Source organism: Dehalococcoidia bacterium (genome assembly GCA_030648205.1).
Lineage (GTDB): Bacteria > Chloroflexota > Dehalococcoidia > JAUSIH01 > JAUSIH01 > JAUSIH01.
This window is the reverse complement of sequence record JAUSIH010000007.1, coordinates 1-14,951: the sequence shown is the minus strand read 5'-3', so window position 1 is coordinate 14,951 and position 14,951 is coordinate 1. Positions and strand designations below refer to the sequence as shown.

The window sequence follows — 14,951 nt, the reverse complement described above, 5'->3', positions numbered from 1 at the left end:
GTCCTGAAGGAGCGCCTCTAGGCATCCGCCGGACGTTGCCTTGAGCTTGTGTCGAAAGCCGTCTCTTGACAGGGTAACAGCGGCCCACTATGCTGAGAAACAGTTGCGCGCCGAGTCCGCGATCCTGCTGCCTCCTCGCGTTTAGATTGTGTTTGGCACATCAGTCGAGAGAAATCCTGCTATTTCGCGCAGACACACGAAAGAGTTCTGAGACTTCCACGGAGATCTGAATATGTCCAATACCGCTGACCTGGAGCAACTGAAGGCCCAAATCCAAAAGCACTTCGCTTCCCTTCCTCACGATGCCTTCCAGGAGGGCAAGACTTCCATGCCCCTCAGCATACCCACCTACGGATGGGAGGAAGTATGGGAAGCTGTGGACTCGCTGTTGAGCACACGTGTGACCATGGGTTCCAAGGTGAAGCAGTTCGAGTCCCTGTTCGCTCAATACGTGGGAGTCAAGCACGCCGTCATGGTCAACTCCGGCTCCAGCGCCAATCTGCTGGCCGTCTCCGTGGTCACGAACCCCACCATCAAGGGCGCCCTCCGGCCAGGGGACGAGGTTATCACACCGGCGGTGACGTGGGCCACCACCATTTTCCCCATCGTCCAGTGCGGGGCCGTGCCCGTGCTGATGGACGTGGGTATTGACACATACGACATTGACCCCGGCGAAATAGAGAAAGCCATCACGCCGCGGACCCGCGCCATCATGCTCGTCCATCTGCTGGGCAACCCCTGTGACATGACCGCCATCATGGCCATCGCCCGGAAGCACAACCTGCTGGTCATTGAGGACTGCTGCGAGGCCCACGGCGCGGAGCACCGGAGCGCCAGGGTCGGCGGCATAGGGGACATCGGGACGTTCAGCTTCTTCTTCTCCCACCACATCAGCACCATCGAGGGTGGGATGATCGTGACGAACAGGGACGACTATGCCGAGCTGCTTCGGGAGATGCGCGCCTTCGGATGGATCCGCGAGTCCAGCCAGAAGGACGCTCTGGCGCGGCAGTACCCGGATATTGACCCGCGCTTCCTGTTCGTCAACACCGGCTACAACTTCCGCCCCACGGAGATCCAGGGCGGGTTCGGCATCCACCAGATCAATCGGCTGGAAGGCTACATCCGGTACCGGACGGACGTGGCGGACTACTGGAACAAGGAACTCGCCGCCTACTCGGATTACTTAGCGCTGGCGCGGGCGCCGGAAGGCTCGCGGCATGTGTGGTTCCTTTATCCCATGATGATCAAGCCTAACGCTCCTTTCACCCGCGCGGAGTTGGTCAAACACCTCGAGAGCAAGGGTGTGGAGACGCGCCCTATCTTGGCGGGAAACATCGAGGAGCAGCCCGTGATGCGCATGATCAACCACCGTAAAGTGGGTGACTTACCCGTCTCGCGAGCCATCATGCGGCGCGGGCTGTGCGTCGGCCTCAATCACGGCGTCAACCCGGAGCGGCGCGGCGCCTTTGTCCGATACATGTCCCAGTTCATGGACCAGGTAGCGCGGACGCGCCAACCAGCGCGTTCCTAGACCACACCCGCATGAGAGGAAACGGCACGCGATGAAAAAGGCCCTTGTCACCGGTATCACAGGGCAGGACGGCATCTACTTGGCTGAGTACCTCTTGAGCCAGGGATACGACGTGTTCGGCATGATCCGGGGCCAGAACAACCCCCGCCGGGCCACCGTCGAACAGGCCATCCCACAGGCCCATATCATTGAGGGAGATCTCCTGGACCAGGGATCCCTCATCGCCGCCATCAGCAAGACTCAGCCGGACGAGGTCTACAACCTGGGCGCCATCAGCTTTGTGCCGCTCTCGTTCAAGCAACCAGAGCTCACCGGTGAGGTCACGGGCCTGGGCGTCACGCGCATGCTGGAAGCTATCCGTATCGTGAATTCGAAAATCCGGTTCTACCAGGCCTCCAGCAGCGAGATGTTCGGCGCCGCCAAGACATCTCCCCAAAACGAAGCTACTCCATTTCACCCACGCAGCCCCTATGGCGTCGCCAAGGTATACGGCTATTACATCACCCTCAACTACCGCGAGGCTTACGGTGTCTTCGCCTGCAACGGCATCCTGTTTAACCACGAGTCGCCGCGCCGCGGCCTGGACTTCGTGACGCGAAAGATATCCCGCGCCGCAGCTCGCATCAAGCTGGGGCTGGAGAAAAAGCTCAGGCTGGGCAACCTGGACGCCCGCCGGGACTGGGGATTCGCCGGCGACTACGTCAGAGCCATGCACCTCATGCTCCAGCAGCCTCAGCCAGACGACTACGTAATCGGCACCGGCGAGAGCCACACCGTGCGCGACTTCTGCAACGCCGCCTTCCGACATCTGGGGCTGGACTGGCGGGAGTATGTTGTTCAGGATCAGGAGTTCACGCGTCCCTCGGAAGTGGACACCCTCTGCGGCGACTCCAGCAAGGCCAAGCGTATCCTGGGATGGGAGCCAAGCGTCCAGTTTCCTGACCTGGTGCGCATGATGGTGGAGGCCGACTTGGCCGACCTCAAGCACGAGATGGGACCGCGCGCAGCTTCGCGACCGTCCCACTGATGTTTGATGAACCTGGTCGTCGTCATCCCCAGCTACAATGAGCGAGAAAACATCACGCGCCTCGTAGAGTACGTCCTCGGCTTGCCCCATAGCCCACGCGTCATTGTCGTTGACGACAACTCTCCTGACGGCACATCGGAAATTGTTCTGCGGCTGGCTGAGGCCAACCCCCGTCTGGTGCTCATCCGCCGCGCAGGCAAAGGGGGCCGCGGCTCCGCGTGCCTGGAGGGCTTCCAGCACGCCCTGCGCCTGGGCGCGGACATGGTGGTAGAGATGGACGCGGACTTCTCCCATGATCCTGCTGACATCCCCCGGCTGGTGGAGCGGGCCACGCAGGGGTACGACATGGTCGTGGGGTCCCGATACACCAGAGGAAGCCACATACTCAACTGGCCCCTGCCGCGCCGTGTCTTCAGCAGACTGGCCAATCGGTTTGCGCGCCTTGTGCTTGGCGTGCCCATCAGCGACTACACCGGCGGCTACCGCTGCTATACCAGGCACGCCCTCCAGCGCATTGACTACTCCGCCGTGCGCTCCCGAGGATACGCCGTCCTCAGCGAAGTCGCTTACCAGCTCGGGCAACAGAAGGTGCGCATGGCGGAGATACCCATTGTCTTCGTGGACCGGCGCGTGGGCACATCCAAGACGAACCTCAGAGAGATACTGGCCGCCTTCACCACGGTCGTCCAAATCAGGGCATGGTACCGGCGATGGCGAGCGCCGAGCCTTGCCCAGGGCTGAAGGCCCGGCGCGCTCGCCGATGACCCGCTCGCCCTCCCACCTAGTTTACGCTGCGATGGGCGCAGTCCTGGCGCTCGGAATGGCAGTCCGGCTCTACGGCTTGACCTATGGCCTGCCCTACCTTTACAATGCCGACGAGACTCAGATCATCTTCCGCGCCTTGGGCATGGGCGCCGGCGACCTGAACCCGCACTTCTTCCACTGGCCCGCCTCACCGCTCATGTATGCCGCCTTCGCCCTTTTCGGCGCTTACTACGTCGCCGGGACGGCGCTCGGGGCCTTTCACTCAGTCCAGGATTTTGCGCAACACGTCGTCGCAGACCCCAGCGCACTGGTCATCCTGACCAGGGGGCTGGTGGCGATGGCGGGGACCGCCAGCGTGTACCTGAACTACTGGATTGCGCGACGGTTCTTCGGAAGCCACGGCGTCGGCCTGGCCGCGGCCCTCTTCCTGGCGGTCGCCCCGCTTCACGTGGCGTGGTCGAAGTCAGCGCTGGCCGACGTGCCCATGGTGCTCGGCGTCCAACTCTTCCTCCTGGCCTGCCACCTGACATGGGAACGCGGCCAGCTACGCTACTACCTGCTGGCAGGGGTCTTCCTGGGTCTCGCCACGTCCCTCAAGTACAGCGGTGCCATCGCGTCTCCGGCGCTCCTCGCAGCGCACTGGGCCCGCTCCAAGGGAAAGTTCCCTTGGAGGAGCCTCCTCCACCCCTGGATTGGATTAGCGGCTGTAGCTGCCGTCTTGGCGTTTGTCGTTGCGACGCCGTTCAGCGTGCTCAGCTTCCCTGAGTTCAAAAGGGACCTGTCTTATATCACCTCCTACGTGTACACCGGACAGCCGTGGGCGGCGCCTCCTGTTGCTGTCGGCCTCTACGTCCTTACGGACGCGCTGCCCCAAGCCCTCGGCTTGACGCTGACCGTCGTGTCGCTCGTTGGCGTCGCGTACGCCCTTTACCGCAGGTCTGCTGCCGACATCGTCCTGCTCGCCGGGCTGCTCCCCGTCTGCCTCTCCATCGCTCTGGCCAGGACCCTGTTGCTCCAATATGTGCTGCCGCTGCTCCCTTTTTTGACCATATTCGCTGCAAGAGCGACGGCCGACGTGCTCAGCAAGCTGCGCCTGACGCGGAGCCTGCGCTACGCCGTCGTGGGAGCAGGTATCGTTGCCCTCGTAGCTCAGCCTCTCGTGCAGGTCGCGCGGTCCGACTATTCGTTGACACGAACAGACACACGGACCGAGGCGAAGGCATGGTTTGAGGCAAACATTCCGCCGGGGGCGAAGGTCCTGATGGATGGAGGGAGGGACTTCTTCACCGTCAGTCCACCGCTGCGCTACAGCCGCGCGGGCGTCGAGCGCCGCATTCAGGAGGCGCGGCGCGACGAGCCGGGGAAGGTGCGCTACTGGGAAACGCTGCTCCAGACAACGGGGAACGGCGGCTATGACCTCTACCCCATCCAGGGGGACATGTTCCACCGGACGGCGCCCCAGCTTCGCGAGGAGGGTTTTCAGTACGTCGTCCTGAGCAGCGACATCCTCAACTCCATCGTTACCGGCAGAGCATACCAGTGGGACCCGCAGGCGGATGTCCTGTACCGCTCGCTACAGCAGGACGCGAGGCTGCTGAAGCTGTTTGTGCCGGGACCTTTGCAGCCCGGACCGGCCCTGTGGGTGTATGATGTGCCGTAGGCGCTCGCCGAGCGTACCAGGAGGTCACCACAGTATGAGGCACGAACCCACGCGTCTTGCCCACGAGGGGAAAGCGCCCACGAACTCTGCGTTCTTTTACCGGGCTCTGCAGGTCTACTACCACTACCCATGGCATGCCTTGTGGCGAGGGGTTGAGGCAATGGCCCTAGCTCGTATAGCTCTAACACCCCCCGTGCTGGATATCGGCTGCGGTGACGGGATATTCGCGGTGTTACTGACTGCCAACTCCATTGAACGCGACTTCGACGATTTTCGAGTCTATCACGGTGGAATAGCCACTAGTAACCGTTCCTATTCGTTGGAACGACCCCTGGACGTTGGACTTGATCTCGAATGGCCTTCCCTACCGAAGGCCTCTGCACTACATGCCTATCGCCTGACAATATGCGCTGACGCGAGCCATCTCCCTTTCAAGAACGAGAGTTTCTCCACCGTGCTGGGTAACTCGTCTGTGGAACACATGCCCCCTCTTTCAGAGGTCATTGCGGAAACCTGGCGCGTTCTGAAGCCTGGAGGAAGGCTTGTCTTGACAGTTCCCACAACGACGCTCGGACAGCACTTGTTCTTCAGTCGCATCTTTGCTCGCTGTGGCCTTCCCGCATGGGCAAGGCGATACGCAGACGCGGTAAACCGAAGGCTGGCTCATTACAACCTGCTGAGCGCGGATGAATGGAGAGCGAAATTGGCGACGGCGGGATTCTCGGAGTTCTCTTACGAGTATTTGTTATCCAGTCGGGCGGTAGCGACATGGGACCTGCTGCGATTTGCCGACGAGGCCGGTCTTGGAAAGGTTACGTTCGGACGCGGCGTCCGTGTGCTATTTTATCTGAGCGACAAATTGGGCATTACCTGGCCCAGAGGCCTGACCATCTCCGCCTTGAGAAGATGCTTTCGCCCTCTGCTGGGAAGGGAGATGGCTGGAACTTCCAGCGACGGCGGCGTGCTGCTGATAGTAGCAACAAAATAACTTCGTGCCCAATCCCGACGGGTGAGTAAATAATCCTCTGGTCCAGAGCCATCACAATATGGCCGTGCCAGGTACTCCAACAATTTAGCCAAGGGCCGTATCAGCCCTCAGATTCAAACTTAGACTGGATGATGTCCAGCATTCCCCGGACCCGAACGGCCCACGAGTTCTTCTGCGCCACTTCCAGCCGGCGGCTGATTCTCTCCAGGCTGTCAGTCGCATACGCATCCTCGACGCTTCGTACAAAGTCATCATAGTCCTTCGCAATCCAAATGATGTCCTTATGGCTCTCCACATCCGGGAAGCTGGTCGAAACGACGGGTTTGCCCATGGCCGTGTACTCGTGCAGCTTATTCGGATTAACGTAGTGGTGAAAGCCCGACTTCTTGTACGGAATAATGCCGATGTCGAAGCCCTTAAACCACGATGGTAGCTCGTCCCAATCAATCCATCCCTTCAACAACACGTTCGGCAGCGTTGACAGCTCATGAAAGAGCGACGTACTGGGCGTCTCCCACAAACGAGGCACCCCCGTCAGCACCAGCGTCCAGTGAGGCCGCGCCAAGGCGATATGCCTGATGAGCGCCAAGTCGGCTCGGTCCAAGTGAAATCCCAGATAGCCTATGACGGGGTGCGGCCGGTTCCGAAGCTCCAGCGCTATCGGCTGGGCCGGGTCTTGCGCGCGGCCAAAATACTCGATGTCGGCGGCATTGTTGAACACATACATCTCGCGCGTGAGATGCGCCTTTGCGTCCCGCAGCCGCCGAGAGGTGGTGAAAGACAGGTCGCAGCGGGCGAAAAGCTCCTCCTCCAGTTCCGTTACAAACTGACGCTCCCGGACTCCCACGCCGTCAGCCAGCGAATGCTCGTCGTAACACTCGTAAACTGTGAGAGCCTCGTGCAACATGCGCACATAGTGCAGTTGATACGGATGATATATCCAGGCCACCAGGGAAGGGTTGGAAAAGCCCAGCGCCCGCATCGTCTTCTTGATCTGCGCACGGAGGAGCCATTGGTCTAAAGCAAGCAGAGGCCCCACGCGACGCGCAAGGACTTCGTGAAGGGCCACGATCGGCGTGTACACATACAGGTTGTCAGTTACGCGCTCCACATGTTGCCGACGGGTTATCCACCGGCGCCACTTTTCAAAGTGTCGGAAGGGAGATGTAAAAGGACACACTGGCCTGTTGACACAGAGGACTTTCCCGCCATGCCGTCCAATCTCAGAAGCCAGCGCAAGAATCATGCCTGGCCGGTGAAACCGCTCCCAGTCAGCGGACAGGAAAAAGACAAAGTCGGCAACCATCCTGCGATTCGCCTCATTCTCAGTGTAACGGCGGGGAAACTGAAGGAACGTTCCTTCCCTCGTTACCACGCCTCTAGTATAATAACACCAGACTTCAGAGAAACAGTGCGTTTGTGCGCATCAAGAGCGCAGAGCCGCGCGTCGCATCGTTGACGCCTTGACGGATAAGACGAGCGCCCGGCCGGGCGTGGCGCGCGTCCAGGGGAGAGACCGTGGAACTCAGTAAAGTCTTCATCTCATCCATAAAGGGCCACGACCTGCAACAGGTCGTGGACGACCTGCTCGACCGATGCAACGTGGACCAGATCGTCCACCCGGGGGCGCTGGTCGTCATCAAGCCGAACTTCGGCTGCGCCGACCCCGAGCGTCTGTACTGCAACACGTCGCTGGCCGCCGTGGAGGCGGTGTGCCGGCGCCTGCTGAAGCGCACCGACCGCATCGTCATCGGCGAGTCCGATGGGATGCGCGACACCGCGGACGATGCCTTCCGCGCCATGGGCGCTGACCGCATGGCGGAGCGCCTGGGCGTGAAGCTGGTCAACTTCTCCCGCGACGAGCATGTCGCCCTGCCCAACAAGACCCTGGGCACGTGGTACCTTCCGCGCACGCTCCTCTCCGCGGACGTCTTCATCACACTCCCCATCATGAAGACGCACCCGCGCAGCGTCCTCACGGGCGCGCTCAAGAACCAGTGGGGCTGCCTGCCCCAGCACGACCGCATCATCCTGCACAAGCACCTGTCGCGGCTGCTGGTGGACGTGCATAAGCTCAAGAGGCCGCAGATCTGCCTCATGGACGCAGTCGAGGCGATGGAGGGCCGAGGGCCCAGCAACGGCCAGATGGTGCGCCTCGACCTGCTGCTGGCCAGCACGGACCCCGTGGCGCTGGACGCTACCGCCATGCGCCTAGGCGGGCTGGACCCCTATCGCTCCGAAGTAGCCATGCTCGCGGCGCGCGAGGGCGTCGGCCACCTGGACGAAAAGGACATTGAGGTGACGAGCCCGGTCAGTTTACCCGTGCGCCGACTGCGCCCCGCCGAGATGGACTGGGCCATGCGCCTCCTGGACCTGGTGAGTAGCTCGCGCTTCCTGACGCATCACGTCATCCTGAACGACACTCTGTTCTACCCCGCGCGGTGGGCGGTCAACGTCGTCCGGCGAACGCTCGCCTTCGCGATGGGCAAAGGCGCCCCGTGAGCCACAAGCTCAAAGTCCTTTTCGTTCATCAACACCCATGGTCGTACGTCCAGCGGGACCTCCTGATCCTCCAGGGCGTTTATGACGTTCGAGAGTGCCATTTTCGCGGATTGAGGGATATCTATCCCCTGCGGAGAGGCGTCGCCTGGTGCGACGTGGCCTTTGCGTGGTTCGGTTCATTGCACGCGTTCTTCACCGTGGCCTTCGCCCGGATGCTGCGCAAGCGCACGGTGGTGGTGGCGGGCGGATGGGACGTGGGGCAGCCGCCTGACGGCATGCCATACCTCTGGTACAAGCGCTGGTGCCCCCAGTACGTTTTCTCCCACTGTGATATGACGCTCACCGTCTCGGACTTCAATACTCAAGAGGCACGAGCCAATATCCCGAATATCAGCCCCGTCCGCTGCATCTACCATGGATTTGAAGTGGACAGCTTCACGCCTTCTCGGGACGTATCGAAAGAGCGCTCCGTCCTGACGGTGGGCACCATCTCTCACTTCTACAACGAGCGAAAGGGCCTCCCGCTTTTCGTCCAGTCTGCGCGTTACCTGCCCAATGTCCAGTTCCGAGTCGTGGGCGGATGGTGGGACTCCAGCATCGCCTCTCTCCGCGCTCTCGCTCCGCCCAACGTGACCTTCCTGGGCGAAGTCAGCAGTCAAGATATCTTGAGCATATACAGACGCTCCGCCGCTTACGTGCAGGCATCCCGCCACGAGGCGTTCGCGTGCTCCCTCGCCGAGGCAATGCTGTGCGAATGCGTGCCCGTGGTGACGCGCTCGGCTGCCCTGCCAGAGGTCGTCGGCGACTGCGGCGTCTATGTCCAAGAACGCACTCCCGAAGCCCTGGCACGCGGTATTAGCGAGGCATTGAAGCGTCCGGAGTTGGGGCCACGCGCCCGACAGCGCATCGTGGACTGCTTCCCGCTGGAAAAGCGACGCCGCGAGGTCTTGAAGACCGTTGAAGAAGTGGCATCCTCTAGCCAAATAACGACGTAGGAGGGCTGATGAAGATACCCGAGTTGTTCACTGGCAAGCATGAAATCCGATTCCGCGCCCCCCACGGTGGCCTCTCTTTTTTCGAGAAGCGCCTCAGTTTCTTCGAGCCCTTCATCAGCGCATACCTCACGACGCGTCCCGGCGAGAGGATTCGCGTCCTGGACATAGGCTGCGGCGACGGCATTTTCGCGCGACCTCTGGCGGCACGTTTTCCGCAGGCGGACGTTCTGGGGCTTGACATTGATGAAGCAAACATCACTCTGGCGAGAAAGGATGCGCCACGGAACGCCACGTTCGTTTGCAAGACCTTGTGGGACGTGGACCCGCGCGAAGTCTATGACATCATCATCGCCTCGGAACTCATAGAGCACATTACGGAGATAGAGCGCCTCATGGCGCTGCTCTCCGACCACCTGCGCCCCGGAGGACTTTTGCTCGTCACCACACCCAACGGCTACGGTGCAACGGAGATCCTTGATCGCACATGGAAGTCAGTGAGGGTGAGCTTCACGACCAGCCACATCCTGAACCCCATACGCCGCGCACTCATCGCCGCCCGGATTCTGGGCCAGAATGAACGTGAGCGCCGCCTTATGAAGCTTTATCCTCACGTGCAGGCGTTCACCGTGAAGCGACTCAGGAGACTTGGAGCAGATGCAGGACTGCGCGTTATCAGCGTAGGTAGCACCAGCTTCCTCAAAGGCTTCATGCCCTGGGACACTGTTTTTGGCAAGAGTATGCGCCTGCGTGCTTGGGATGCGAGGCTTGCCGATAGCCTTCCCTATAGTTTCGCCAACGGCTGGCTCCTGACGTACATCAAGACCGTAGAATAGCAGTGTGCGGCGTCTGCGGCGTCTATAACCTGCGCCACGGCCAGCCCGTGGACCGCGCCCTCCTCGGCGCGATGCGGGCGACGCTGCGCCATCGCGGCCCGGACGACGAGGGCATGCACGCGGACGGCCCCATCGGCCTCGCGTTCCGCCGCCTCGCCATCCTCGACCTGTCGCCCGCCGGACGCCAGCCCATGGCCAACGAGGACGGCAGCCTGTGGGTGGCCTACAACGGCGAGATCTACAACTACCCGGAGCTGCGCAAGGAGCTGGAGCCGCGCCATCCGTTCCGCTCCCGCGCGGACACGGAGGTCATCCTCCACCTCTACGAGGAGCACGGCGACGCCTGCCTGGAACGACTGCGCGGTATGTTCGCCTTCGCGCTGTGGGACGCGCGGCGGCAGCGGCTCCTTCTGGCCGTGGACCGGCTCGGCATCAAGCCCCTGTACTACACGCAAGGCCCCGGCTCGCTGGGCTTCGCCTCCGAGGCCAAGGCGCTCCTGCCCCTGCCGTGGGTGACGCGCCAGATAGACCCCCAGTCCCTGGACGCCTACCTGGCGCTCCTGTGCGTGCCCGCGCCGATGTCCATCTTCAAGGACATCCGTCGTCTGCCACCCGGCCACCGGCTGGTGGCGGAGAAGGGGGCCGTCTCCGTCGCGCCCTACTGGGGCCTGCGCTTCAGCGAGGAGCGCGGCGTGCCGGACGCCGAGTGGGCGTCGCGAACGCAGGAGACGCTGCGCGACGCCGTGCGCTCACACCTGCTGAGCGACGTTCCGCTGGGCGTGCTGCTGAGCGGCGGCATAGACTCCAGCGCCATCGTCGCGCTCATGGCGCGGGAGTCCGGCGAGCGGGTCAAGACGTTCAGCATCGGCTTCGCGGGGCCGGGCGCCGCTGGCGGCGCGTACGACGAGTTGGCGTACGCCCGCGTCGTGGCGAAGCAGTTCAACACCGAGCACCATGAGATGACCGTGGAGCCGAAGGCCGCCGACATCCTGCCGCGCGTGGTGTGGCACTTCGACGAGCCGTTCGCCAACGAGACGGCCATCCCCATGTACTACGTCTGCCAGATGGCACGCCAGCACGTCACCGTGGCGCTGGGCGGCGTCGGCGGCGACGAGGCGTTCGGCGGCTACCCGCGCTACATCGCCGCCAGAGCGCTGCGGTCGTACCTCGGCCTCCCACCCATGCTGCGGCGCGCCGTCCGGTTTGCGGCGCGGGCCGTACCGGGAAGCGCCAGCGACTACTCGCTGGGCACGCGCCTGCACAAGTTCCTGGACGGAGCGACAGGCTCGCCGGAGGACGCCTACTGCAACTGGCAGACGGCCGTCCCGTCGGCGCTCCGCCGCGAGGTGTACGCGCCCGCGCTCAGGGACGCTTTGGACGGCGCGGACGGTGCGCAGTCCGTCAGGCGGGCGCTCGCGGCCCAACCCGACGACGCGTGGCTGAACAGGGTGCTGCGCGCGGACATCACGACCTATCTGCCGGACAATCTGCTCACGTACTCCGACCGCATGAGCATGGCCCACTCGCTGGAGTTGCGCGTGCCCTTCTGCGACCACCAGGTGATGGAGTTCGCCGCGCGCATCCCGCCTTCGATCAAGCTGCCCCGCGCCGACATGAAGCACGTACTCAAGCAAGCTATGGAGGGTCTCCTGCCGCGCGAGATACTGTACCGTCGCAAGCAGGGATTCAGCGTGCCCGTCGGCTACTGGCTGCGGGCCGACCTGGCGCCTCTCGCGCGCGCCTTGCTGTCGCGGGAGCGGCTGGGCCGCGCCGGCCTGTTCAACGCCGCCGCCGTGGAGCGTATACGGGAAAGCCACGCGCGAGGCGCGGGCAACTATACACACCTCCTGTGGGCCCTTATAATCTTTCAGGTGTGGCATAGCCTCTACGTGGAGAACACGATCATTTCCGAGCCTGCGCTCTCTTTGCGCGACCTGGCATAGCAGGAGTCGATGAGCGAACGTCCCGCACCCCTTCTCTCTCCTACCCGCACAGTCGGGGAGGCGCCGCTGGTCACCGTCGTGGTGCCCTGCCGCAACGAGGCCCGCTCCATTGGGTTGTGCCTGCGGTCTATCCTGGCCCAGGACTATCCGCGGGCCGCAATGGAAGTGCTGGTCGTGGACGGCATGTCCGCCGACGACACTCGCGCCACCGTAGAGCGCATCGCCGGAGAAGACAGCCGGGTCAAACTCCTGGACAATCCCACGGGGACGACTCCCGCCGCGCTCAACACCGGCATCCGCGCCGCCCGCGGGCGGTACATCGTCCGCGTGGACGCGCACACCACACTGGAGCCTGACTACGTGCGCCTGTGCGTCGAGCGCCTGGAGGCCACGGGCGCGGACAACGTCGGCGGGCCGATGCGCGCCGCGGGCGAAGGATACGTCGGCGGCGCCATCGCCCTGGCGCACCACAGCCGGTTCGGCCTGGGCGGCGGACGCTTCCATCACGCCACGAGCGAAGAAGAGGCCGATACCGTCTACATGGGCGCGTTCCGGCGGGACGTGTTCGACCGCGTGGGCCTCTTCAACGAGGATCTGCTGCGGGGCCAGGACATCGAGATGAACTACCGGATCAAGCAGGCCGGCGGCAAGGTGCTGCTGACGCCCGCCCTCCGGTCAAGCTACCGGAGCCGCGCCACGCTGGGCGGCTTGTGGCGGCAGTACTTCAACAACGGCATATGGAACGTCCGGCTGGCCCAGGTGACCCCCGGCGCGCTCTCGGTCCGGCACTGGGTGCCTCTGGCCTTCGTGCTGGCCCTGGCCGGGAAGCTGGCGATGGCGCTGACGCCCGTCGGTCCCCTGCCTCTCGTGGCCCTGACGGGCTTTTATCTGCTGCTCGCCCTCGCGTTCTCCGCGCGGCTCTCCCTGCGCCACGGCCTCCACCACATGCCCGTTCTGCCCGCCGTGTTCGCGTGCCTGCACGTGAGCTACGGGCTGGGCTACCTGGCGGGAGTCTGGCGCTTCGTGCTGCCCACGGAAGGCGCGCGCATGTCCCGGCGCGTCTGGGCGACGACGGCCCTGGTCCTGCTCGGGGCCTTCGCCCTGTATGTGAAGACCCTCGCGCCGACGGTCACGTGGGGAGACCCGGCCAAGCTGGTCAATCTCGCGTACCAGCTCTATCTGAGCCCGTCCCCCAACTACCACTCGCTGCACAACATGATAGGCTGGCTGTGGGGACACATCCCGTTCGCCGACTACGCCTACGGCCAGAACCTTCTCAACGCCATCTTCGCGTCGCTGGCCGTGGCCGGCCTGTTCCTTGTCGCCTACCGCATCACATGGTCCCTTTTCGCGGCTTTCGTAGCGGCCTCCGCCGTCGCCGTCTCGCACACGTTCTGGTGGATGGCCACGATGAACGAGAGCTACGCGCCACTCTACCTCTTCCTGGCCGTCTGTCTTCTCTGCGCCGTGCTGTGGGTGCAGACCGGACGGGAGCGCTGGCTGTACCTCTTCGGCTTCACCTTCATGCTGAGCACGGGCAACAATACCCTCCTGCTGGCGTTCGCGCCCGCGTTCGCAGCCTACCTTCTGCTGGCGAGCGCCCGAGACCTCCTCCAAGTGCGAAGGCTGGGCCTGCTGGCCGTCAGCGCCCTCGCGGGGTACCTCCCCACACTCTTTACCTTTTACCTCCGACTCCAGGTGCAAAACCCGGAACTTCTGCTGAGCTTCATGACCTCAACCTCTATGTTTTACTACTACTATCCGTCCTCCACGCCTTTCGGCCTTCTGAGATACGCCGCCTACATCCTTTACCAGTTCCCCAGCCCCCTGCTGCTCATGGGCGCGGCGGGTCTGGCGGTCACCTGGCGCAGGGACAAGCGTCTTTTCGTCCTTCTGGCGGGCATCTTCATCATTGACGTGGGCCTCATCTCCGGCTATATGCGACAACGCGCGCCGGAGCTTCTCGTGCCCAGCTACATCGTGTTCGCGCTGATGGGCGCCGTCGCGCTGGACGCGTTCGTGCGCGGCGGAGCGTGGCGGATGCTGGAACGCAAGCTCTACGGGCCCGCCACTGCGCGCGGGGCGCTGGCGCTCGCCTGCGTTGTCCTGCCCGTGGCCGTCTACTACGCGACGCCGCCGCTACTTGGCCGAATGGGATGGGAGCCTCTCGGCATTCGCTCGCTGCCGTACAGGGACAACGCCCGCTACTTCTACCTGCCCGACAAGAGCGGGTACGACGGCGCGCGGCGCTTCGCCGAAGACGTGTTCGCCACCGTCGCGCCCAACGCCATCATCGTCGCGGACTTTACGCCTTATGAGCCTTTGCAGTATCTTCAACTGGTGGAGAAAAAGCGCCCGGACGTCACCCTGCTGGCCGTCGGCACCCTGGACGAACCGCCTCTGGACTTGCGGTTCGTTCAGGAGAACATCTCCAAACGCCCAATCTACCTTGTCGCGCCGGACGCTTATCCCGAAGGCTTTCGCCTGGCAGATCTGACCCGCAGCTACGATCTGGTCCCCCAGGGCCCGGTATTCCGCCTGGCGCCGCGCGGCGGTGGATGACACTATGAAACTGAGCATTCTGGTCCCCGTCTACAACGAACGCGCCACCATCCGCAACGTGCTGACGCGCCTCGAACAAGTCCCCTACGACAAGGAGATCATCGCCATTGACGATTGCTCCACCGACGGGACGAGCGACATT

Annotated in this window: 12 protein-coding genes; 11 read left to right on the top strand and 1 reads right to left on the bottom strand. The window is 63.2% G+C overall.

Annotated features, from left to right (window positions below; genetic code table 11):
* Window positions 1-232 precede the first annotated feature (232 nt).
* The 5 genes from Q7T26_01030 to Q7T26_01010 all read left to right on the top strand — a co-directional run bounded on the left by Q7T26_01030 (window position 233) and on the right by Q7T26_01010 (window position 5,974).
* On the top strand, window positions 233-1,534 hold the full coding sequence (locus Q7T26_01030; protein MDO8530743.1) for a DegT/DnrJ/EryC1/StrS family aminotransferase: 1,302 nt from the start codon (window positions 233-235) through the stop codon (window positions 1,532-1,534).
* A gap of 31 nt (window positions 1,535-1,565) precedes the next feature.
* The gene (gene gmd / locus Q7T26_01025) at window positions 1,566-2,561 is read left to right on the top strand and encodes a GDP-mannose 4,6-dehydratase (GenBank protein ID MDO8530742.1); all 996 of its coding nucleotides are present in this window, start codon (window positions 1,566-1,568) and stop codon (window positions 2,559-2,561) included.
* Between the two features lie 6 nt (window positions 2,562-2,567).
* The gene (locus Q7T26_01020; GenBank protein ID MDO8530741.1) at window positions 2,568-3,302 is read left to right on the top strand and encodes a polyprenol monophosphomannose synthase; all 735 of its coding nucleotides are present in this window, start codon (window positions 2,568-2,570) and stop codon (window positions 3,300-3,302) included.
* Between the two features lie 79 nt (window positions 3,303-3,381).
* Window positions 3,382-4,986 (top strand): glycosyltransferase family 39 protein, encoded by a 1,605-nt coding sequence (locus tag Q7T26_01015; protein ID MDO8530740.1) that lies wholly within the window; start codon window positions 3,382-3,384, stop codon window positions 4,984-4,986.
* Between the two features lie 34 nt (window positions 4,987-5,020).
* Window positions 5,021-5,974 (top strand): class I SAM-dependent methyltransferase, encoded by a 954-nt coding sequence (locus tag Q7T26_01010; protein MDO8530739.1) that lies wholly within the window; start codon window positions 5,021-5,023, stop codon window positions 5,972-5,974.
* Between the two features lie 100 nt (window positions 5,975-6,074).
* Here Q7T26_01010 and Q7T26_01005 read toward each other — a convergent pair whose 3' ends face one another.
* Window positions 6,075-7,085: a glycosyltransferase gene (locus tag Q7T26_01005; protein MDO8530738.1), complete on the bottom strand. Its 1,011-nt coding sequence runs from the start codon at window positions 7,083-7,085 to the stop codon at window positions 6,075-6,077.
* Window positions 7,086-7,492: 407 nt separating this feature from the next.
* Between Q7T26_01005 and Q7T26_01000 the strand changes: the two genes are divergently transcribed.
* The 6 genes from Q7T26_01000 to Q7T26_00975 all read left to right on the top strand — a co-directional run.
* Window positions 7,493-8,476 carry a DUF362 domain-containing protein gene (locus tag Q7T26_01000; protein MDO8530737.1) on the top strand — a complete coding sequence of 328 codons (984 nt, stop codon included), beginning with the start codon at window positions 7,493-7,495 and terminating at the stop codon, window positions 8,474-8,476.
* Window positions 8,473-9,471, top strand: a complete 999-nt coding sequence (locus Q7T26_00995; GenBank protein MDO8530736.1) for a glycosyltransferase family 4 protein — start codon at window positions 8,473-8,475, stop codon at window positions 9,469-9,471. The genes Q7T26_01000 and Q7T26_00995 overlap by 4 nt, the downstream gene beginning before the upstream one ends.
* An 8-nt stretch (window positions 9,472-9,479) precedes the next feature.
* Window positions 9,480-10,304 carry a methyltransferase domain-containing protein gene (locus Q7T26_00990; GenBank protein MDO8530735.1) on the top strand — a complete coding sequence of 275 codons (825 nt, stop codon included), beginning with the start codon at window positions 9,480-9,482 and terminating at the stop codon, window positions 10,302-10,304.
* Window positions 10,305-10,306: 2 nt separating this feature from the next.
* Window positions 10,307-12,247: an asparagine synthase (glutamine-hydrolyzing) gene (gene asnB, locus Q7T26_00985; GenBank protein MDO8530734.1), complete on the top strand. Its 1,941-nt coding sequence runs from the start codon at window positions 10,307-10,309 to the stop codon at window positions 12,245-12,247.
* A 9-nt stretch (window positions 12,248-12,256) separates the two neighbouring features.
* Window positions 12,257-14,809 carry a glycosyltransferase gene (locus Q7T26_00980; GenBank protein MDO8530733.1) on the top strand — a complete coding sequence of 851 codons (2,553 nt, stop codon included), beginning with the start codon at window positions 12,257-12,259 and terminating at the stop codon, window positions 14,807-14,809.
* Between the two features lie 4 nt (window positions 14,810-14,813).
* Window positions 14,814-14,951, top strand: a 138-nt coding sequence (locus Q7T26_00975; GenBank protein ID MDO8530732.1) for a glycosyltransferase, incomplete at its 3' end; no start/stop codon positions are given.

What these genes read in the sequence shown, in the direction of transcription:
- Q7T26_01030 (MDO8530743.1), top strand. Translation starts at nt 233, where the DNA reads ATGTCCAATACCGCTGACCTGGAGCAACTGAAGGCCCAAATCCAAAAG.
- gmd (MDO8530742.1), top strand. Translation starts at nt 1,566, where the DNA reads ATGAAAAAGGCCCTTGTCACCGGTATCACAGGGCAGGACGGCATCTAC.
- Q7T26_01020 (MDO8530741.1), top strand. Translation starts at nt 2,568, where the DNA reads ATGAACCTGGTCGTCGTCATCCCCAGCTACAATGAGCGAGAAAACATC.
- Q7T26_01015 (MDO8530740.1), top strand. Translation starts at nt 3,382, where the DNA reads ATGGCAGTCCGGCTCTACGGCTTGACCTATGGCCTGCCCTACCTTTAC.
- Q7T26_01010 (MDO8530739.1), top strand. Translation starts at nt 5,021, where the DNA reads ATGAGGCACGAACCCACGCGTCTTGCCCACGAGGGGAAAGCGCCCACG.
- Q7T26_00990 (MDO8530735.1), top strand. Translation starts at nt 9,480, where the DNA reads ATGAAGATACCCGAGTTGTTCACTGGCAAGCATGAAATCCGATTCCGC.
- Q7T26_00980 (MDO8530733.1), top strand. Translation starts at nt 12,257, where the DNA reads ATGAGCGAACGTCCCGCACCCCTTCTCTCTCCTACCCGCACAGTCGGG.